The following is a 20,137-nucleotide window of genomic DNA, read 5'->3' as shown; positions in this document are numbered from 1 at the left end:
CGGTTTGGCGGACACCTCTGATCAGGGGCGGGAGCCCCTGGAAGGGATGTCCCTCATCATGGAACCCATGGCGAAGAAGAAGCCCCGGGCCCGGCAGCGACCTCGGCGGGTGTTCACGCCTGAGTTCAAAGCCCAGATCGTCGGGCTGGTGCAACGCGGCGAGCGGACGGTGCCGGAGGTGGTCCGGGACTTCGAGCTGACCGACTCGGTGGTCCGGAAATGGATAGTGCAGGCCGAACGCGACGCGGGGATCCGCACCGACGGGCTGACCAGCGACGAGAAGGCCGAGCTCGCCGCGCTGCGGAAAGAGAACACCCGGCTGCGTGAGGACGTGGAAATCCTCAAACGGGCGACGGCTTTCTTCGCGAAGGAGACCCGGTGAACGTCTACCCGTTCATCGAGGCGGAGAACGCCCGCGGCGCAGGCACGGTCACGCGTGCCTGCGCCCTGCTGAAGGTCTCCCGTGCCGCCTACTACGCCCACCGCACCGGTCTCTCGCAGCGTGCCCACGAGGATGCCGCCCTGACCGAGAAAATCATCGAGGTGCACGAGGAGTCCCGCGGCACCTACGGGTCACCACGCGTGCACGCCGAACTGCGAGCCCAGGGGCACCGCCATTCCCGCAAACGCATCGCCCGGCTGATGCGCCAGGCCCGACGAGCGGGACGGGCACCGAAGCGATGGCGCACCACCACCGTCGCCGACCCGGCCGCCCCGGCCCGCCCGGACCTGATCACCCGCGACTTCACCTGCCACCCCGAGGACATCAACACGCGGTGGTGCGGGGACATCACCTACATCCCCACCGGGGAAGGCTGGCTCTATCTGGCCACCGTGATCGACATCGCCTCCCGGCGAGTCGTGGGCTGGGCCACCGCCGACCACCTGCGCACCGACCTCATCGACACCGCGCTACGCACCGCTCTCACCCAGCGCCGCCCCGCTCCCGGGGTGATCTTCCACTCCGACCGCGGCTGCCAGTACACCTCGGCCCAGTTCGCCCGCACCGCCGCCGACGCCGGAGTCCGGCTCTCGGTCGGCCGCACAGGCCAGTGCTGGGACAACGCGGTGGCCGAGTCGTTCTTCGCCACCATCAAAACCGAACTGCTCGACCGACAGCCCTGGCCCACCAAAGCCGAGGCTCACCAGGCGATCTTCAGCTACATCGAAGGCTGGTACAACACCCGCCGCCGGCATTCCAGCCTCGGCTACCTCAGCCCCAGCATCTACGAGACAGCCACCCAGCCGGCCACCGAAGCTCAGATAGCCTGATTCCACTCATCAACCCCGTCTGCCAAATCGGGGCATGCCCAGTCCTGAATGAGTCATTCAAGACGGCCGGAGGGCGGTGAGGACCGCGCGGATCGCCGGGCTCGCGTCCGCGCTGCGTCGCCAAGCCGCGTGGACCTCGCGCTTCGGCTGGCGGCGCAGTGGCCGGGTCACCAAGCCCTCCCCCAACGGCGGCCGGGCCAGCCTCGGGATCAACGCCAGCACCCCGCCCGCCGCCACCAGGGACAGCTGCGTCGCGAAGTCGTCCACCAGGTGCCGGACGTCCGGCTCCTCGGGCGCGTCCGCGAAAAGCCGACGGAACCACTGGTGGCACACCGTCCCCGGCGGGCTCGTCACCCACGCGTGGCCTGCGAGGTCGGCGCCGGTCAACGGCCGGTCGAGCCGGGCGAGCGGGTGGTCGCCGGTCAGCACCACGTCGCCGACGTCGGTGTGCACCGCGCGGCGGCGCATCGACGGTGGCAACGGGGCCGGTAACCCGTCGGCGTCGTGGACCAGGGCGAGGTCGGCCGTTCCGGCGTCGACGCTGCGCAGCGCCTCGTCCGGGTCCTGCTCGGTGATGTCCAGGCGCAGCTCGGGCGCGCTCGCCGCCAGCGCGGGCAACGCGGGCGCGAGCAGGCCGCGGATGCCGGTCGAGAACGCGACCACGCGCAGCGTCCCCCGCGGTGCGCCGTCCGCCACCGACTGGGCCGCCCGCGCGCACCGTTCCAGCGCCTGGAACACCTCGGGCGCCGAGTCGACGACGGCCTGGCCAGCCGGGGTGAGCACGACCCCGCGGCCCGCCGGCGCCAGTACCGGCACGCCGACCTGCCGCTCCAGCCGTTTGATCTGCTGCGACACCGCCGAGGCCGTGAACCCGAGCTCGTCGGCGGCCTTCGCCAGCGTCCCGAGCGCCGCCACCGACCGCAACGCCCGCAGCGCACCGACCTCGATCATGAAGCCACACTACGCACTATCGGCAAGAAAGCATCGCTGGACCGCGGCAGTCCGGCGACGGCATGGTTCGACCATGACCGACTTCGGCACCAACCTCGTCGCGATGGTGACTCCCATGCGCCCCGGCGGCGCGCTCTGCGAACCCGGGCTCGACCGCCTCGTCGGGCACCTGCTCGACACCGGCTGCGACGGCCTCGTCGTCGGCGGCACGACCGGCGAAGCCCCCACCCTCACCGACGCCGAAGCCGCGTGGCTGGTGCGGTCCGTGCGGACGCGGGCCGGGGACCGGGCGCGGGTGATCGCCGGGGTCGGCACCTACGACACGGCCGCCAGCGTGCGCCGGGCCCGCGAGGCGGAAGCCGCGGGCGCGGACGCGTTGCTGCTGGTCTGCCCGTACTACTCGCGGCCGACGCAGGCCGGGGTCGTCGCGCACTGCGTCGCGGTCGCCGACGCGACCGACCTGCCGGTGATGCTCTACGACGTCCCCGCGCGCGCCGGGATCGCCATGACCGCCGACACGCTGGTGGAACTCGCCGAACACCCGCGGATCCGGGCGGTCAAGGACGCCAAGGGCGACCTGTTCGAGGCGATGTCGGTGCGGGCCCGGACGTCGCTGGCGTACTACTGCGGGATCGACGAGCTGAACCTGCCCTACCTCGCGTGCGGCGCGGCGGGGTTGGTGAGCGTGGTGGGCAACGTCGCCGCGGACCGCAACGCGGCCCTGATCGAGGCAGTCCACCGCGGCGACCTGATGGCGGCGCGGGCGATCCAGGAATCGCTGTTGCCGCTGGTGGAGGCGATCATGCGCACGGCACCGGGCACGACGACGGCCAAGGCGGCCCTGGCCAGGCTGGGAGTCATCCCGCACGCGAGCGTCCGCCTCCCGCTGCTGGAGCCGACAGAGGTCCAGGCCCTGACGGACGCACTGGCCGCCTGAGCCCCAAGCGCCCCAATGTGGCCTTGGTTGCGTCTGACGCACCCAAGGCGGCCTTCGTTGCGTCTGACGCACCGAAGGCCACATTGGGGCGCTTGAGTCCGGCGCCCACCAAGAACCGGAACTTGCCCGAATTCGGGCAAGTTTTTGGCCTTCACCCCTCCTTCAGTGCATGATGTCCGGCGTGGAGGACACCGACATCGTCGAGCGCGTCGCCGCGTCCACCGGTCTGCCGCCGGGGGTCGCCGCCCGCGTTGTCGACGATGTCCTCGCCTTCTACCGGATGCCCACCGAGGCCTACGTCCGTCGCCGGCACAGCGAGCTGCAGGCCGAGGGCCGGAAGAACCCCGAAATCTTCCCCCGGATCGCCGCCGAGCTGCGCGGCCGCCTCGTGGCCGCCCCGGTCCTGTCCGAGCGCCAGCTTCGCCGCATCGTCTACGGCTGAGACAGCCATCGAAAGAGGTTCGCCATGTGTGGAATCGTCGGCTACATCGGCGGCCAGAACGCCGCCCCCATCCTGCTGGAAGGCCTGACCCGGCTCGAATACCGCGGCTACGACTCGGCCGGCATCGCCGTCCTCGGCGCCAAGGGCGCGCCGCAGGTCCACCGCGTCGTGGGCCGGGTCCGCAACCTCGCCGCGGCGCTGCCCAAGCGGCTCACCGGCAAGGTCGGCATCGGGCACACGCGCTGGGCCACGCACGGTCCCGCGTCCGAGGACAACGCCCACCCGCACACCTCCGAAGACGGCCGGATCTGCGTCGTCCACAACGGCATCATCGACAACGCCGACGCCCTGCGCGCCCAGCTCGCCGACGCCGGGGTCACCCTCACCTCTGAGACCGACACCGAGGTCCTCGCCCACCTGATCGCGCGCTCGAGCGCCGAGACCCTCGAAGACGCCGTCGTCGAGGCGGTCTCGCGGATCACCGGCACCTACGCGATCGCCGTCACCGACAGCGCGCACCCGGACCGCCTCGTCATCGCGCGCAACGGCTCGCCGCTGATCATCGGCGTCGGCGAGCGGGAGATGTTCGTCGCCAGCGACCTCGCCGCGCTCGTCCGGCACACCTCGCAGGTCGCGCACCTCGACGACGGCGAGTTCGCGACCGTCTTCGCCACCGGCTACCGCACCTTCACCGTCGACGAGAGCGACACCACCAAGCCGGCCACCGAGATCGACATCGCCGCCGAGGACCTCGACCTGGGCGGTTACCCGCACTACATGGCCAAGGAGATCCAGGAGCAGCCCGAGTCGGTGGCGCGGATGATCCGCGGCCGCCTGGACGACCGGTTCGGCGTCGCCCGCCTCGACGGGCTCAACCTGACGCCGCGGGAGCTGCGCGGGTTCAGCCGCGTGAAGATCCTCGGCTGCGGTTCCGCCTACTACGTCGGGCAGATCGGCGCGACGATGATCGAAGAACTGGCGCGGATCCCCGCCGACGCCGAAGCCGCGTCGGAGTTCCGCTACCGCAACCCGATCATCGAGGCCGACACGCTCTACATCGCGGTCAGCCAGTCCGGCGAGACGATCGACACGGCGTTCGCCGTCGAGGAGATCAAGCGCAAGGGCGGCCGGGTCGTCGGGCTGGTCAACGTCGTCGGCTCGACCATCGCCCGCGCCTGCGACGGCGGCGTCTACCTGCACGCCGGCCCGGAGATCGCGGTCGCCTCGACCAAGGCGCTGACGAACATGGCCGTCGGCTTCGCGCTGATCGCGCTGTCGCTCGGCCGGGTGCGCGACCTGTCCAATGCGGACGGTCAGCGGATCATCGACGCGATCCGCGCGCTGCCCGGCCAGATCAAGTCCATCCTGGACTTCGAGCCGGAGATCGCCGAGCACGCGAAGGCCGTCGCGGCCGCGAACAGCCTGTTCTTCGTCGGCCGGGTCCGCGGGTACCCGGTGGCGCGGGAGGGCGCGCAGAAGTTCAAGGAGATCTCCTACCGCCACGCCGAGGCGTACCAGACGTCCGAGCTGAAGCACGGCCCGCTCGCCCTGATCGACGAGTCCCTCCCGACCGTCGCCGTCGTGCCGTCGGACGAGCTGACCGAGCGCAACCTGGCCGCGGTCCAGCAGATCAAGGCCCGCGGCGGCTCGGTGCTGGCCGTGACGCACGAGAACGTCGACTTCGGCGAGCTGGACGTCCCGCGGATCGTGGTGCCCAAGACCGAGCCGGAGCTGGACCCGATCCTGCTGACGATCCCGCTGCAGCTGCTGGCCTACCACGCCGCGCTGACGCTGGGCTACGACATCGACAAGCCGCGCAACCTGGCGAAGTCGGTCACCGTGGAGTGAGGGCGGTCGCCCCGGCGATCTCCGGGCGCCGCAGGCGGGCCTGCTTGGGCATGTTCCAGCCGAGCACGCCCACGACCTCGCCGCCCCGGCGGTACCGGGCCACGAACCGGCCCGCGGCCACCGCCCCCTCCACAATGGACACCTCGGCGTCCGCGGACAGCGTGCCGTGCACGTGGATCCGGGCGTCGAACTGGTTCGTCCAGAAGTACGGCACCGGCGTGTACGGGCGGTCGTCGCCGAGGATGTTCCCCGCGACGGCGACCGCCTGCTCGGTGGCGTTGGTCCGGTTTTCCAGCCGCAGTAACGCGTCCAGGCCTTCGTGGTGCCAGCGGGCGACGTCGCCGGCCGCGTAGATCCCGTCCGCCGCGCGGCACCGGGAGTCGCACACGACGCCGTTGTCGCACAGCACCCCGCTGCCCGACAACCACTCCGTCGCGGGCGCGGCGCCGAATGCCACCACAACGACGTCGGCGGGCAGCACCTCGCCGGTCGCCAGCCGCACCCCCGCGACCCGCCCGTCCTCCTGGGTGAGGTCGGTGACGGCGGCGCCGAGTTTCAAGGAGACGCCGCGCCCGGCGTGCAGCTCGGCGAGCCGCCCGGCGACCAGCGGGCCGAACTGGCAGGCCAGCGGCGCGGACTGCGGTCCGGCCAGGGTGACCGGCACGCCGAGGTCGCAGACGGTAGCGGCGATCTCGGTGCCGAGCACGCCGTCGCCGACGACCACCACCCGCTTGCCCGGCTCGAGGTCCGCCCGCAGGGCCAGCGCGTCGTCGAGGGTGCGGAGCACGTAGACCCCGGCCAGGCCGTGCTGCCCCGGCAAGGTCCGCGGCCGCAGCCCGGTGGCGAGCACGACGGCGTCCGCGCGCAGGCTCCGGCCGCTCAGCGTGTGCACCGTCCGCGTCGCCGCGTCCAGCCGCGTGGCCGGGTCGCCGAGCACGAACTCGGCGTCCAAACCGGACAGTGCCTCGGGGGTGCGGAGCCGGGCTCGCTCGGGTTCCCAGGTCCCACCGAGGACCTGTTTGGACAGTGGCGGCCGGTCGTACGGCAGGTGCGGTTCGGCGCCCAGCACGGTCACGCGGCCGTCGAACCCCCTGCGCCGCAGGGCTTCCACGGTCGCGAGACCGGCCGCCGAAGCCCCGACGACGAGGACGTTCACGCGTCCTCGCTGACCGAAATCGCCACGCCCGGGCAGACGCTGGCGGCCTCCCGGACCGTCGCGTGCAGCTCCGCGCTGGGGTGCTCGTCGAGCAGGATCACGATCCCGTCCTCTTCGCGCTGGTCGAAGACGTCCGGCGCGAGCATCACGCAAGTACCGGCGCCGCAGCACTTTTCCTCGTCGACGAAGACCTTCATGGTCGTTCCTTTCCGTTGTCCCGTCGGGTCACGGGGGCGAGCCACAGGCCGACCAGTGCGTCGGTGAGGCCCGTGGCGGCTTCGCGCCAGCTCGATCGCGAGGTGACGCCGCCTTCGGCCAGGGCGCGCTCGCGCTCGGCCATCGTGTGGATCAGCAGCTGCCGGGTCATGTCGCTGCGTTCCGCGCGGACGTCGGGCGGCAGCTCGGGCAGGCACCGCACCAGCCCGTCCACGGTCCGGGCGAGCGACGGCGACGCCAGCGTTTCCGCGGCGACGACCGCCCGCAGCGACGGCACGGTCATCACCTGGGCGGTGAACCGGGCGAACCAGGTGGGCGGCCCGGCCGTGGCCAGGTACTCCGTGGCCGGGTGGACCAGGCACCGGACCCACTCGCGCAGCCCGGCGGCCGCGCCGACGTCGGCCAGCGCGTGCCGCCGCAGCTCCTCGACGCGGGCGGAGTGCTTGCGGGCGATGGCCCGCACCAGATCGGCCCGCGCGCCGAAGTGGTAGCCGACCGCGGTGTTGTTGCCCTGCCCGGCAGCCTCGCTGATCTGCCGGTTCGACACCGCGAGCACCCCGTGCTCGGCGTAGAGCCGTTCCGCGGCGGCGAGGATCAGCTCCCGCGTCGCCTGGGCCCGGTCCACCGCGGTCACCACCGGACGGGCAGTTCCCGCAGGCCGCCGACGGCGAGCCCTTCGACGCGGCGGAGTTCATCGGCGGGCACCGCCAGCTCGAGCGTCGGCAGCTCGCGCAGCAGCACCTCCAGAGCCACCTGCAGCTCCGTGCGGGCCAGCGGCTGCCCGAGGCAGGCGTGCGCGCCGGCCCCGAAGGCGAGGTGCGGGTTCGGGCTGCGGCCGAGGTCCATGTCCGCGGCGTTTTCGAACGCGCGCTCGTCGCGGTTCGCCGCTGCCATGCTGCACATCGCGGTGGTCCCGCGCGGCAGCACGGTGCCGCCGACTTCGAAGTCCTCGACCAGGTAGCGCGCCATGCCGACCCCGGCGTTGGCGTCCAGCCGCAGGGATTCCTCGACGGCGGTGCGCACGAGTGACGGGTCGGCGAGCAGCCGTTCCCACCGGCTCCGGTCGGCCAGGAGCATCGCCACCATCTTGGCGATCATGTTCGCGGTGGTCTCGTGCCCGGCGATGAGCAGGCCGATGCCGGTGGCGGTCAGCAGCGCGTCGGACCAGTCCTCGCCCTCGGCGATCAACGCGCTCAGCAGGTCGTCGCCCGGGTTCGCGCGCTTGGTGGCGATGTGCCCGCCCATGTAGCGGCCGAACTCCGCCTGCGCGGCGTCGAACTCGGCCTGGGTGTAGCGGGTCATGCTGAGCATGACGTCCGACCAGTGCGCGAACCGGTCCCGGTCGGCGTCCGGCACGCCGAGCATGTCGCAGATGACCCAGACGGGCAGCGGGAAAGCAACTCCGGCCTTGAGGTCGCCGGGCGCGCCCTTCGCGACCAGCTCGCCGACGAGCTGCTCGGCCATCGCCGCCATGCCGGGCCGCAAGGCGTTCATCCGCTTGGCGGTGAACCACTTCCCGATCGTCCGGCGCCACTTCAGGTGGCCCTCGCCGTGCTGCGGGAGCACGGTGGCCATCTCGCTGTTGAAGACGCCGCCGGACTCGGTGTCGGCGACCCGCGCGGCGTCGTCCGCCGGGGTCGGCCGGGTGAACCGCGGGTCCGAGAGCACGCGCTTGACGTCGTCGTAGCGGGTGACCAGCGCGGCCTCGTCCCCGCTGGCCAGCGCGACGCGGGCGACGGGACACCGGTCCCGGAACTCGGCCCACTCGGACGGCGGTTCGAGCGCGGTCCCGGCGTGGAACGGGAAGCGCGGCAGCTCGGTGTCGCTCGGCGTCATCACGGACTCCTCGTTGGTGAATGTCCCCCGGCGCTCAGCATGGCCACGATCCATCATTAAGTCAAGCAGTTGACTTAAGTGCGGGAGCCGTTGAAGTGTCGGCGAAACCGGGCGCCCGGGCTACTCGCGCTCGACCTTCCGCAGCCCGTGCTCCGGCGTCCACCACTCGATGACCAGCAGTGTCGCCGCGGCGTCGAGGTGCGTGTGCACGACTTCGGCGACGTCGGCCACGAACCGCTCGCCGTCCTCGGACCGCGCCCGCCCGGAGATCTTCGCTTCCCCCGGCCACCGCGCCTCTTCGCCGTCGACCGGATCGACCGTCGCGCTGTGCAGCGCGAACCGCGGGTCACGGCGGAGATCCGCGCCCTTGCGCGCGTTCGGCATCGAGCCGAACGTCAGCTCGCCGCCCTCGAAGGACGTCTCGATGCCGGAAATCCGCGGCGACCCGTCGGCCCGGATCGTGGCGATCGTCTTGTGCTTGTGCGCGTCGAACAGCGCACGAACCCGCCGCGCGAACTCCGGCTCCGCCTCTTCGCACTCCCGCCACGCCGTCATGCGCCCATCGTGCCGCACCGGACCTCAGGCGCGCAGCCCCGCGATGAGCAGCCCGACCAGGCGGCGCGCGTCGTAATCCGGGTCGTTCTCCGCGCCGACGCAGAGGTTGCCCACGCCCCGCATCAGTTCGTACGCCTTCAGGTCACCTCGGATCTCCCCGGCCGCCGCCGCGGCGTCGAGCAGCTCCGTGCACACCGGCACCAAGCGGTCGAGGAAGTACGCGTGCAGCCCCTCGAAACCGGCGTTGTCCGACTGCAGCACCCCGGCGAGGCCGTGCTTGGTGACCAGGAAGTCGACGAACCGGTCGATCCACCGCGCCAGCGCGACGTGCGGGGACTCGCTCGTCGCCAGCAGGTACGGGCCCGCCTCCGCGCACGCCTCCACCTGGTGCCGGTAGACGGCGATGATCAGGTCCGCCCGCGTCGGGAAGTGGCGGTAGATCGTGCCCATCCCGACACCGGCCTTCGCCGCGATGTCGCGCACCGGTGCGTCCACCCCGGACGCGACGAAGACCGCGGCCGCCGCGTCCAGCAACGTCTTCTCGTTGCGCCGTGCGTCCGCGCGCTTCGGCCGTGCCTTTTCGGCCACGCCACCTCCCGAGGTTGCGAAGCGGAACAATGCTCCGTATCGTTAGCGGAGCAACGTTCCGGTTGCTCCCATCCTGCCACGGAGGACTCTGTCATGCAGTACCGCACCCTGGGCCGCACCGGCGTCCAGGTCAGCACCCTCGCGCTCGGCGCGATGAACTTCGGCGCCATCGGGCGCACCACCCAGGACGAAGCCACCGCCATCGTCGACGCCGCCCTCGACGGCGGGATCAACCTCGTCGACACCGCCGACATGTACGGCCAGGGCGAGTCGGAGGTGATGGTCGGCAAGGCGATCAAGGGCCGCCGCGACGACCTCGTGCTCGCCACCAAGGCGGCCATGCCGATGGGCGAGGAGCGCAACCACCGCGGCACCTCGCGCCGCTGGCTCTTCACGGCGCTCGAAGACAGCCTGCGCCGCCTCGACGTCGACCACGTCGACCTCTACCAGGTGCACCGCTGGGACCCCGCCACGAGCGACGAGGAAGCGCTTTCCGCGTTGACCGACCTGCAGCGCGCGGGCAAGATCCGCTACTTCGGGTCCTCGACGTTCCCCGCGTACCGGATCGTGCAGGCGCAGTGGGCGGCCCGGGAAAACCACCTGAGCCGGTACGTCACCGAGCAGCCCAGCTACTCGATCCTGCAGCGCGGCATCGAAGCGCACGTCCTGCCCGTGACGCAGGAGTACGGCATGGGCGTGCTCGCGTGGAGCCCGCTCGCCTCGGGCTGGCTGTCGGGCGCGGTCCGCGCCGGACGCGAGATCACCACCAACCGCTCGCAGGCCCTCCCCCAGCGCTTCGACCTCACCGACCCGGCCAACCAGGCCCGCCTCGACGCCGTCGAAAAACTCGCCAAGATCGCCGAGCAAGCGGATCTTTCCCTGATTCAGCTGGCGCTCGGCTTCGTCACCGCGCACCCCGGCGTGACCAGCGCGCTCATCGGCCCGCGCACCGTCGGCCACCTGGAGTCGCAGCTCGCGGCCGCCGACACCGTGCTGCCCGCCGACGTGCTCGACGAACTCGACACCATCGTCGCCCCCGGCGTCGACCTGGCCGCGCACGAAAAGTTCGACACCCCGCCCGCCCTGCTCGACCCGGCCCTCCGGAGGCGTTGATGGCTCCCCGTTTCGGCATCCTGACCGCGCCGATGAACGTCGGCTACGACGAGATCCAGCGCGTCTGGCGCGAAGCCGACACCGTCCCGGAGATCGAGCACGCGTGGCTGTTCGACCACCTCATGCCGATCGGCGGCGACCCGGACGGCCCGATCTTCGAAGGCTGGACGCTGCTTTCGGCGCTGGCCGCGCAGACCGAGCGGCTCCGGCTCGGCCTGCTGGTGACCAGCAACCGCTTCCGGCCGCCGGCGGTGCTGGCGAAGATCGCCACGACCGTCGACGTCGTGTCCGGCGGACGGCTCGACTTCGGCATCGGCGCCGGCTCGCGGCCCAGCCACCCGCTGGCCCGCCGGGAGTACGACGGGCACGGCCTGCCGTACCACTCCCAGGACGACGCCGTCGCCGCGCTCGCCGAGGCCTGCACGGTCATCCGTCGCTTGTGGACTTCGCCGGAACCGTTCGACTTCGACGGCGAGCACGTCAAGCTGAAGGGTGCGTTCGGCAACCCGAAGCCGGTCCAGCGGCCGCACCCGCCGATCATGATCGGCGGCCGGGCGAGCGCGACGCTGCGCGTGGTCGCCGAGCACGCCGACCTGTGGAACATCCCCGGCGGGGGCGACATCGACGACCTCGCCGGCCGCAGCAGGCTGCTCGACCGCTTCTGCGCGGAGATCGGCCGCGACCCGGCGGAGATCACCCGGTCGATCTTCCTGCCCGTCGACTACGACAAACCCGCCGCCACCAAGGAAAAGATCGAAGAGGCGGTCGCCGCCGGGTTCGGGCACGTCGTGCTCGGACTGGCGAACCCGTACCCCGACGGCGTCGTGCGGTGGGTCGCCGACGAGCTGATCCGCTGAGGCTGAGCCCTTCCGGAACAGCCCGGCCCAGAGGAACGGCAGGCCGAACGCCCCGGTGTCGGCCGCCATCGGGCGCAGTTCGACTTCGGTGCAGCCGCCGAACAGGTGGCGCAGTTCGGCCGGGGTGCAGGCGAGACCGCGGTGGAGGGTGCCGTCGCGGTAGAGCTGGGCGTCCGGGACCTCGGTGCCCGAGGCACGAGCCGTCCCGGTTCACGCCTCGACGCGCTCTCGGACGGCCCGCAGTTCCTGGTCGACGACGTCCATCTGCGCGTCGACGGCCGCCGGATCAGTGTCCGGCGGGAAGAACAAGCTGAAGATCACTTCGGCGCCGGTCAGGTTGGGCACCACGCGGGTGAAGAGGCCGAGGGTGGGGTTGTCGGCACTGACGACGTCGACGACCCCGTGGTCGGCCGACACCTTGACGGCGACCCGTTGCGCACCGGCCCCGGTCTCGACCCGCCAGACGTCGCCGTGGTCGTGGTCGACGGCGCTGGCGAACCCGGGCGCCCAGTCGGGGATGTGGCGCGGGTCGGCGAGGTAGGCGACGACCTGTTCGGGCGACGCGGCAACGGAAATGGAGCGCGTCTCGGCGCGTCCGGGCTGGAATGGTGTCATGGGGCAAACGATACGCATCTGCGTACGATCTGTCCACGCGTAAGATTTCGCCGGTGAACGAGGACGACGATCTCGGCGCGCTGTGCGCGGGCGCGGGCCGCGCGCTGGCCGAGGCCGAGCGGCCGGTGCTCGAGGCGCACGGGCTGACGATGTGGCAGTACGTGGTGCTGTCGGCGCTGGCCCGGGGATCGGCGCCGAGCCAGCTGGTGCTGGCCCAGCAGATCCACTACGACAAGACCCGGCTGATCGCGTTGCTGGACGGGCTGGTGGCGGAGGGGCTGGTGAGCCGCGAGCCCGACCCGGCCGACCGCCGAGCCCGCGTGGTCCGGCTGACGCCGGAGGGCGTGCGGCGGCATGCGGCGGTGCGGGCGGAGATCCGGCGGCTGGAGGACCGGCTGCTCGCGGGACTCGGTGCCGCTGAGCGGCGGGGGTTGCGGGTGGCGCTCGCGCAGCTCGCCAACTCGGGCTGACTGTCACGTTCCCCCGCCGCCAGCCAAGCCGCGCCGGGCTGCCGCTAGAACCCGCTCAACCCAGCGAACAAAGGTTGCCGTTCAACGAGAACGCCGTCGGCAGCACATTCGGCCCGCCGTAGTCCGCCACGAACCCGACATCCACCCCCGCCGCCAGCGAACCCGATGACGTCACCTTCACCGCCGCGCCCTCCTGGGTCCACGTTGCGTTCCAGCCGCTCGTGATCCGCTGGCGGGCCGTCGGCCACGTGAACGTCAGCGTCCAGTCGCCCGTCACCTTCGTCGACACCACGTGGATGCCGCCCACGAAGCCGCTCGCCCAGTCGTTCACGTCCGTCAGCCGGACCTGGCAGGTGCTCGACTCCGGTGCCCCCGTCGTGAACGTCACCGGTGGCGACGCCCACGACACGTTGCCCGCCGCGTCCCGCGCCAGCACGTTCACCGTGTACCGGCTGCCCGGCACCAGGTTCCCCACGGTGAACGACGTTCCCGCCGTCTCGCCCCACTGCTCGCTGAACCCCGCCGTCTGCCGGTGGATCTCGTACTTCGCGACCGGGCGCGCCGCGGGCGGCCAGCTGATCGTCGCCGTGCGGTCGGTTGCCGTCGCCACCGGCTGGCCTGGGGCACTCACCGCCACCGGTGCTTCCGCCGGGTGCAGCAACAGCGTCGTCAGCGAGTACGGCGGCAGAGTGCGTGAACCAGCCGAGCCCGAAGTGTCGCCGGTGATCGACGTTGCCCCGTTCGTGAACGTGAACACCCGCGGTGCGGACGCGGCGGGCGTGTAACCCGCGTAGTCGATGGTCACCGCGCGGGCCGCCGCCGGGTCCTTGTTCACCAGCAGCACCGCCAGGTCCCCGTCCGGACGGCGGGCCGCGTGCACGGCGACCATCGGGTCGTCCGCCCCCGCGTGGACGAACTGGTCACCCGGCCGCGCGAACGTGCTCAGCATCTTCAAGCCGTAGTACGGCGCGAACGGCGTGTTCACCGCGGGTTCGCACCCGCCGTCCAGGCAGGTCGCGCTGGACAGCAGGCCGAAGTCGCCGTAGTCCGGTTGTCCTTCCACTGTGGACACCGCCGTCGCGCCGTTGTGCGTGTCCCACCAGTCCACTGTGAACACGCCGTTCTCCAGCAACGAGGCATACGCGTCGGCGGCGAAGAGCGCGCCCGGCTGGGTGTTCATGCCCACCGGCGTGTTCGTCTCCGTCATGGCGATGCCGAGCGGCCTGCCCGCGAACCGCGTGATCTGCTCGCGCACCAGGTGGACCATGTCGCCCACCTGCTCCGGCTTCGCCAGCGCGTCCGCCGCCGTGCCGCCGCTCGGGTACCAGTGCAGCACCACGAAGTCGACGTGCGGGCCCGCGATCGACAGCACCGTCCGGTTCCAGTTCGCGGTGTCGCCCTCGCCGACGATGCCGTCCGGCCAGTTCGCCGGGGTCGTCAGCACGGCGCCGATCTTCACCGACGGGTCGACGGCCTTCATCGCGTCCGCGTAGGCCACCACACCCGCCGCGTACCCGGCCGGACTCTTGTCCTCGTGGTTGTCGGCCTCCCAGTTCGCCCCGTAGTGGCCGTTGCCGTACAGCTCGTTGCCGATCTCCCAGTACCGGACGCCGTAGCCCTTGGTGACGTTGGCGTACCGCACCCAGTCCGCCGCCTCCTGCGGTGTCCCGGTGCCGTAGTTGGCGATGACGATCGGCTGGGCGCCCGTCCGCCGCGCGCCGCTCATGAACGTGTCGAAGTCCGTGCCGGGCGCGACGTAGCCACCGGGCGCCGTGTTGTCCTTCCAGTGGTAGATGTCGCCGTAGGACCCGCCCGGGTACCGCAGCATCCGGACGCCCGCGCCGCCGAGCAGGTCGGCCACTTCGTCGGTCCCCAGCTGGCTGTCCCACACCGCGTGGTTGACGCCGATCGCGGTGTCCGGCACGGTCGCCAGCCCCGCTCGCGCGTCGACCGTGACCGTCGCTTCGGGGGTGGCCGCCGCGGCCGCCGGCAGCGTCGCGGCGAGCACGGCGAGCGCCGGCCACACCGCCCAGCGCGAACGTCGAGCTGTCATGAAGGGTCCATCCTCACTCGTCGGCGAACGGATGGCTGAGAGCGCTCTCAGAGCAGAGAACCACCGCGCGACACCGAAGTCAACGGCGTTCGACGGGATCGACGGCGACTCTTGACGGGCGCGGGTGCCGGATGGTCGAATCCCCGGGAGCGCTCCCAGTCGCAGCGGGAAACACCGGGACAACCGATCCAGAAGGAGTTCGATGAAGCGCTCCACTGCTGCGCTGGCGGCCGCCTGCGCGACGATCCTCGCCTCGACGGGCGTGCTGCTCATGCCCCGGGCCGAGGCCGCCGTCCAAGGCTGCCGGGTCGACTACACCGTCACCAACCAGTGGCAAGGCGGCTTCCAAGCCGGCGTGAAGATCACCAACCTCGGCGACGCCCTCAGCGGCTGGTCGCTGCGGTTCACCTTCCCCGACTCCGGCCAGAAGGTGGCGCAGGGCTGGAACGCGACGTGGTCCCAGTCCGGCGCGACGGCCACCGCGGCCAGCACCGACTGGAACCGGACGCTGGCCTCGGGCGCTTCGGCGGACCTCGGGTTCACCGGGACCACCACCGGCGCCAACCCGGTCCCGACGGCGTTCACGCTCAACGGCGTCACGTGCACGGGGACCACCGGGCCGGCGCCGACGACGACCACGCCGCCCACGACCACCACCACGCCCACCCCGGGACGCACCCCGCTGGCGGCGAACGGGCAGCTGCACGTCTGCGGCGTCCACCTGTGCGGCGAAAGCAACCGCGTGGTCCAGCTGCGCGGCATGAGCACGCACGGCCTCCAGTGGTTCGACGGGTGCTACAACGACGCGTCGCTGAACGCGCTCGCGAACGACTGGCACGCCGACCTCCTGCGCATCGCGATGTACGTGCAGGAACAGGGCTACGAAACGAATCCGCCGTGGTTCACCAACCGGGTCAACAGCCTCGTCGACGAAGCCGAGGAACGCGGGATGTACGCGGTGATCGACTTCCACACCCTCACCCCCGGCGACCCGAACTACAACCTCGACCGCGCCAAGACGTTCTTCGCCTCGGTGGCCGCGCGCAACGCCGCCAAGAAGAACGTGATCTACGAAATCGCCAACGAACCGAACGGCGTCAGCTGGGGCGCGATCAAGAGCTACGCCGAGCAGGTCATCCCGGTGATCCGGGCCGCCGACCCGGACGCGGTCGTGATCGTCGGCACCCGCGGCTGGTCCTCGCTCGGCGTCTCCGACGGCTCGAACGAGACGGAGGTCGTCAACAACCCGGTCAACGCCGCGAACATCATGTACACGTTCCACTTCTACGCGGCCAGCCACAAGGACAACTACCGGTCGACGGTGAGCCGCGCGGCCGCGAAGCTGCCGCTGTTCGTCACGGAGTTCGGCACGGTCAGCGCCACCGGCGGCGGCGCGCTCGACCAGGCGAGCACCACCGCCTGGCTGGACCTGCTCGACCAGCTGAAGATCGGCTACGCGAACTGGACGTACTCGGACGCGAACGAAAGCAGCGCGGCGCTGCGCCCCGGCACCTGCGCCGGCGGCGACTACGGCAGCGGCGCCCTGACCGAGTCCGGGGCACTGGTCAGGAGCCGGATCAGCACGGCTGACGACTTCTGAGCACCGGCCGACGGGGTTCGCGGCGCGGCGAACCCCGTCACCGGAAGTCGCGGGAGGGCCCGGGCCGCACGTCCAGCTCGAGGCGTTCGAGCCGGTCGGCGACGAGCGTGACGACACCTTCCGCGGCTTGGACCCGCCCGCGGACCAGCAACGCGGAGCTGGTGCGGGCCACCAGGCGCTGCCGGTTCCACAAGCCGGGCGAGACGAGGACGTTGGCCATGCCGGTCTCGTCCTCGAGGTTGAGGAACGTGATCCCGCCGGCGGTGGCGGGCCGCTGCCGGTGGGTGACCGCGCCGCCGACCCACACCCGCGTCCCGTCCGCCACGCGCGCGAGTTCGGCGGTGCTGATCGCGCCCCGCCGCTTCAGGACTTCCCGCAGGTACTCCACGGGGTGGCTGTCCGGGGAGACGCCGGTGGCCCACAGGTCGGCGGCGGTGACCTCCAGCCGCGTCATGCCCGGCAGCGCGGGCGCGTCGAGGCCGGGGGCGAGGCCCGGCAGGTGGCCGGGGCGGGTGGCCGCCGCGGCACCGGCGGCCCAGAGGTCCTGCCGCCGGTCGCCGCCGAACGCGCCCGCCGTCGCCAGCGCTTCGACGGCGTTCTTCTTCAGCCGGACGCGGCGGGTGAGGTCGCCGGGCCCGGCGTACGGGCCGTTCGCCTCGCGCTCGGCGACGATCGCCGCGGCCGGGTCTTCGCCGAGGTGGCGGACGCCCGCGAGGCCGAGCCGGAGCGCGACCCCGCCGGTGCTGTCCGGGTCGGGTTCGAGGGTGGCGTGCGCGAGGCTGGCGTTGATGTCGGGTTCGCGGACGTGGACGCCGTGCCGGCGCGCGTCGGCGACCAGGGACTGCGGGCTGTAGAAGCCCATCGGCTGCGCGCGCAGCAGCCCGGCGCAGAACGCGGCCGGGTAGTAGTGCTTGAACCACGCGCTCGCGTAGACGAGCAGGGCGAAGGACATCGAGTGCGCTTCGGGGAAGCCGTAGCCGGAGAAGGCGTGGATCTGCTCGAAGATCCGCGTCGCCAGTTCGCGGTCGAGGCCGTTGGCTTCGCAACCCTTGAAGAACCGCGCCATCAACGCTTTCATCTTGGCGCTGGACCGCTTCGCGCCCATCGCTCGCCGCAGCTGGTCGGCTTCGGCCGGGGTGAAGGATGCGACGTCGACGGCCATCTGCATCACCTGCTCCTGGAACAGCGGCACCCCCAGGGTGCGTTCCAGGGCCGGGGCGAGCAGCGGGTGGGCGTGCTGCCACCGCTCGTCGCCGCGGCGGCGCCGGATGTAGGGGTGCACCGAGCCGCCCTGGATCGGGCCGGGCCGGATCAGCGCGACTTCGACGACGAGGTCGTAGAACTTCCGGGGCCGCAGCCGCGGGAGGGTGGCGAGCTGGGCGCGTGACTCGACCTGGAACACGCCGACGGCGTCGGCCTCGCACAGCATGTCGTACACCCGGGAGTCGGCCAGGTCGAGCTTGGCGATGTCCACTGTGGACCCGTGGTGCTCGGCGACGAGGTCGATCGTGTAGTGCAGCGCGGAAAGCATGCCGAGGCCGAGCAGGTCGAACTTGACCAGGCCGACGGTGGCGCAGTCGTCCTTGTCCCACTGCAGCACGCTGCGGTCGGCCATCGTCGCCCACTCGACCGGGACCACTTCGGACACCGGCTGCTTCGAGATGACCATGCCGCCGGAGTGGATGCCGAGGTGGCGCGGGAAGTCCTCGATCCGCGCGGCCAGGTCGAGGACGTCGTCCGGGATCGCGGCCCCCACCTGCTGTTTCGTCGCGGTGACGCCGCCCCAGCGGTCGACGAGCTTGCCGTAGGCGTCCTGCTGGCCGGGGCTGTGGCCGAGCGCCTTGGCGGCGTCGCGGACCGCCGAGGGCGCGCGGTAGGTGATGACGTTGGCGACCTGGGCGGCGTGGAAGCGGCCGTGCTTTTCGTAGACGTACTGGATGGCTTCCTCGCGGCGGTCGGACTCGATGTCGATGTCGATGTCCGGCGGCCCGTCGCGTTCGGGGGCGAGGAACCGTTCGAACAGGAGGTTCCACTTCACCGGGTCGGCGTGGCAGATGCCGAGCGCGTAGCAGACCGCCGAGTTCGCCGCCGAGCCGCGGCCCTGGCAGAGGATGTTCGCCTGTTTGCAGAACCGGACGATGTCCCACACGACGAGGAAGTAGCCGGGGAACTTGAGCTCCTCGATGACGGCCAGCTCGTGCTCCAGCTGGGCGTAGGCCTTTGGCGCCTCCTCGCGGGTGCCGTAGCGGTTCGCCGCCCCAGCCCAGGTCAGCTCCGTCAGGTACGACATCTCGTCGTGCCCGCGCGGCACCGGGAACGGCGGCAGGTCGGGTGCGACGAGCTGCAGGTCGAAGGCGACCTCGACGCCGAGGACGGCGGCCCGCCCGACCGCGCCGGGGTAACGGCGTTCGAAGCGGCGGCGCTGTTCCATCCCCGAGCGCAGGAACGCCTGCCCCGACGGCGGCCGCCACCCGTCCAGCTCTTCGGTCGAGCGCCGGGCCCGGACGGCGGCGAGCGCGTCGGCGACCGGTGCGTCGGCAGGAGTGGCGTAGTGGACGTTGTTCGACACGATGGTCGGCAGCCGCAGCTCGCGGGCGAGCGCGGCGAGGTGGTCGTTGGCGGCTTCGTCGAGGGGCTGCCGGTGGTCGATCAGCTCCACGGCGACGTGCGAGCGCCCGAACCAGTCGACGAGCCGGGCGAGCTCGGCGTGCGCGGCGGCGGGTCCCCGCTCGGCGAGCGCCCGCCGGACCGCGCCCTTGCGGCACCCGGTGAGGACGACGACGTGCCCGGCCAGCTCGTCGACCAGCTCCTCCAGGTCGTAACGCGGACGGCCCTTCTCCCCGCCGGCGATCTGGGCGTGGGAGATGACGCGGCAGAGCCGGTGGTACCCCTCCTGCTGCCGGGCGAGCAGCAGGAGGTGCGACCCGGCGGGATCGGGTTCCCCGGCCTGCGGCGCGGGCAGGTCGAGCGACAGTTCGGCCCCGAACCCGACCCGGACGCCGAGCTCGCGGGCGGCGTCGTTGAACCGGACGGCGCCGTACATCCCGTCGTGGTCGGTGAGCACGAGGGCGTCGAGTTCGAGCCGCGCGGCCTCCTCGACGAGCGTCTCGGGGTGGCTGGCACCGTCGAGGAAGCTGAAGTTGGAGTGGACGTGCAGCTCGGCGTAGGGCGCGCGGATGCGGTCGCCGCCGTCGTCCCGGCCGCGGCGATCCCGCAGATCCGGCGGAGCACCGACATACCCTTCGCGCTTGCGCGACCACGCCGGGGAGTCGCTGCCGTCGCCGGGCAGCGGAGCCCGCCCGGAGGCGACCCGCTCCACTTCGGACCACGGCACGCCCGGGTTGTTGAACGCCAAAACCGCTCCCACGACAGGAAGGTCACACCGGCGGTCGGCATGACCGTGCTGGGCGGGGAAGGGCTCGCTCGGTCCGGAGGCACTCAGCGGGATTCGCTCACGTGTTCGATTCCGACGTGAGTACAGCGCGCGGCACCGGCGGTGTCAACTCGAGGCGGGGCGGAGTCGCGACGGTCACAACCCACCAAACTGCACATACCCCGATCAATCGCTACCAAAACGATGCGCCCCGGGTGAGTTCTGTGTTGGGCACCGCCCGGGGGTGGTAGCCGG

General features: G+C 71.8%; 19 protein-coding genes. 9 read left to right on the top strand and 10 right to left on the bottom strand.

Annotated elements, in window-relative coordinates:
- Positions 1-67: 67 nt before the first annotated feature.
- Positions 68-382: a transposase gene (locus tag QP939_RS25940; RefSeq protein ID WP_414641955.1), complete on the top strand. Its 315-nt coding sequence runs from the start codon at positions 68-70 to the stop codon at positions 380-382.
- Complete coding sequence (locus tag QP939_RS25935) at positions 379-1,272, top strand: IS3 family transposase (RefSeq protein ID WP_285451740.1); 894 nt, start codon at positions 379-381, stop codon at positions 1,270-1,272. Before QP939_RS25940 ends, QP939_RS25935 begins: the two co-directional genes overlap by 4 nt.
- Before the next feature lie 57 nt (positions 1,273-1,329).
- Here the strand turns inward: QP939_RS25935 and QP939_RS25930 are convergent, their stop codons facing one another.
- Entirely contained in the window at positions 1,330-2,223 is an 894-nt protein-coding gene (locus tag QP939_RS25930; RefSeq protein ID WP_285459461.1) for a LysR family transcriptional regulator, read from the bottom strand.
- Positions 2,224-2,296: 73 nt separating this feature from the next.
- Between QP939_RS25930 and dapA the strand changes: the two genes are divergently transcribed.
- From dapA to glmS, 3 genes are all read left to right on the top strand, one after another.
- Complete coding sequence (gene dapA, locus QP939_RS25925; protein ID WP_285459459.1) at positions 2,297-3,160, top strand: 4-hydroxy-tetrahydrodipicolinate synthase; 864 nt, start codon at positions 2,297-2,299, stop codon at positions 3,158-3,160.
- A 169-nt stretch (positions 3,161-3,329) separates the two neighbouring features.
- Positions 3,330-3,602, top strand: coding sequence for a hypothetical protein (locus QP939_RS25920; protein ID WP_285459458.1), 273 nt, complete (start codon positions 3,330-3,332; stop codon positions 3,600-3,602).
- A gap of 24 nt (positions 3,603-3,626) precedes the next feature.
- Positions 3,627-5,450, top strand: coding sequence for a glutamine--fructose-6-phosphate transaminase (isomerizing) (glmS, locus tag QP939_RS25915; RefSeq protein ID WP_285459457.1), 1,824 nt, complete (start codon positions 3,627-3,629; stop codon positions 5,448-5,450).
- On the opposite strand, the gene QP939_RS25910 is transcribed toward glmS, so the two are convergent.
- The 6 genes from QP939_RS25910 to QP939_RS25885 form a co-directional block, all read right to left on the bottom strand.
- Positions 5,437-6,606 (bottom strand): NAD(P)/FAD-dependent oxidoreductase, encoded by a 1,170-nt coding sequence (locus tag QP939_RS25910; RefSeq protein ID WP_285459456.1) that lies wholly within the window; start codon positions 6,604-6,606, stop codon positions 5,437-5,439. The two genes, glmS and QP939_RS25910, sit on opposite strands and share 14 nt — an antisense overlap.
- Positions 6,603-6,803, bottom strand: a complete 201-nt coding sequence (locus QP939_RS25905; RefSeq protein WP_285459455.1) for a ferredoxin — start codon at positions 6,801-6,803, stop codon at positions 6,603-6,605. The genes QP939_RS25910 and QP939_RS25905 overlap by 4 nt, the downstream gene beginning before the upstream one ends.
- Positions 6,800-7,447, bottom strand: coding sequence for a TetR/AcrR family transcriptional regulator (locus tag QP939_RS25900; RefSeq protein ID WP_285459454.1), 648 nt, complete (start codon positions 7,445-7,447; stop codon positions 6,800-6,802). Before QP939_RS25900 ends, QP939_RS25905 begins: the two co-directional genes overlap by 4 nt.
- A 5-nt stretch (positions 7,448-7,452) precedes the next feature.
- Positions 7,453-8,658 carry a cytochrome P450 gene (locus QP939_RS25895; protein ID WP_285459452.1) on the bottom strand — a complete coding sequence of 402 codons (1,206 nt, stop codon included), beginning with the start codon at positions 8,656-8,658 and terminating at the stop codon, positions 7,453-7,455.
- A 120-nt stretch (positions 8,659-8,778) separates the two neighbouring features.
- Positions 8,779-9,213: a pyridoxamine 5'-phosphate oxidase family protein gene (locus QP939_RS25890; protein ID WP_285459450.1), complete on the bottom strand. Its 435-nt coding sequence runs from the start codon at positions 9,211-9,213 to the stop codon at positions 8,779-8,781.
- A gap of 24 nt (positions 9,214-9,237) precedes the next feature.
- Positions 9,238-9,801, bottom strand: coding sequence for a TetR/AcrR family transcriptional regulator (locus QP939_RS25885; RefSeq protein WP_285459449.1), 564 nt, complete (start codon positions 9,799-9,801; stop codon positions 9,238-9,240).
- A 93-nt stretch (positions 9,802-9,894) separates the two neighbouring features.
- Between QP939_RS25885 and QP939_RS25880 the strand changes: the two genes are divergently transcribed.
- Positions 9,895-10,914 (top strand): aldo/keto reductase, encoded by a 1,020-nt coding sequence (locus tag QP939_RS25880; protein WP_285459448.1) that lies wholly within the window; start codon positions 9,895-9,897, stop codon positions 10,912-10,914.
- Positions 10,914-11,771 (top strand): LLM class flavin-dependent oxidoreductase, encoded by an 858-nt coding sequence (locus tag QP939_RS25875; protein WP_285459447.1) that lies wholly within the window; start codon positions 10,914-10,916, stop codon positions 11,769-11,771. The genes QP939_RS25880 and QP939_RS25875 overlap by 1 nt, the downstream gene beginning before the upstream one ends.
- A 210-nt stretch (positions 11,772-11,981) precedes the next feature.
- Here the strand turns inward: QP939_RS25875 and QP939_RS25870 are convergent, their stop codons facing one another.
- Complete coding sequence (locus QP939_RS25870; protein WP_285459446.1) at positions 11,982-12,386, bottom strand: SRPBCC family protein; 405 nt, start codon at positions 12,384-12,386, stop codon at positions 11,982-11,984.
- A gap of 53 nt (positions 12,387-12,439) precedes the next feature.
- Between QP939_RS25870 and QP939_RS25865 the strand changes: the two genes are divergently transcribed.
- On the top strand, positions 12,440-12,856 hold the full coding sequence (locus tag QP939_RS25865; protein ID WP_285459445.1) for a MarR family winged helix-turn-helix transcriptional regulator: 417 nt from the start codon (positions 12,440-12,442) through the stop codon (positions 12,854-12,856).
- Positions 12,857-12,911: 55 nt separating this feature from the next.
- Here the strand turns inward: QP939_RS25865 and QP939_RS25860 are convergent, their stop codons facing one another.
- On the bottom strand, positions 12,912-14,909 hold the full coding sequence (locus tag QP939_RS25860; protein WP_285459443.1) for a cellulose binding domain-containing protein: 1,998 nt from the start codon (positions 14,907-14,909) through the stop codon (positions 12,912-12,914).
- Between the two features lie 202 nt (positions 14,910-15,111).
- Between QP939_RS25860 and QP939_RS25855 the strand changes: the two genes are divergently transcribed.
- The gene (locus QP939_RS25855; protein WP_285459441.1) at positions 15,112-16,509 is read left to right on the top strand and encodes a cellulase family glycosylhydrolase; all 1,398 of its coding nucleotides are present in this window, start codon (positions 15,112-15,114) and stop codon (positions 16,507-16,509) included.
- A 37-nt stretch (positions 16,510-16,546) separates the two neighbouring features.
- Here QP939_RS25855 and QP939_RS25850 read toward each other — a convergent pair whose 3' ends face one another.
- Positions 16,547-19,864: an error-prone DNA polymerase gene (locus tag QP939_RS25850; protein ID WP_285459851.1), complete on the bottom strand. Its 3,318-nt coding sequence runs from the start codon at positions 19,862-19,864 to the stop codon at positions 16,547-16,549.
- Between the last annotated feature and the right edge of the window lie 273 nt (positions 19,865-20,137).

The organism is Amycolatopsis nalaikhensis (assembly GCF_030264295.1).
GTDB lineage: Bacteria > Actinomycetota > Actinomycetes > Mycobacteriales > Pseudonocardiaceae > Amycolatopsis > Amycolatopsis nalaikhensis.
Note: the sequence above shows the minus strand (reverse complement) of the source record. Positions and strands in the feature narration are given on the sequence as shown.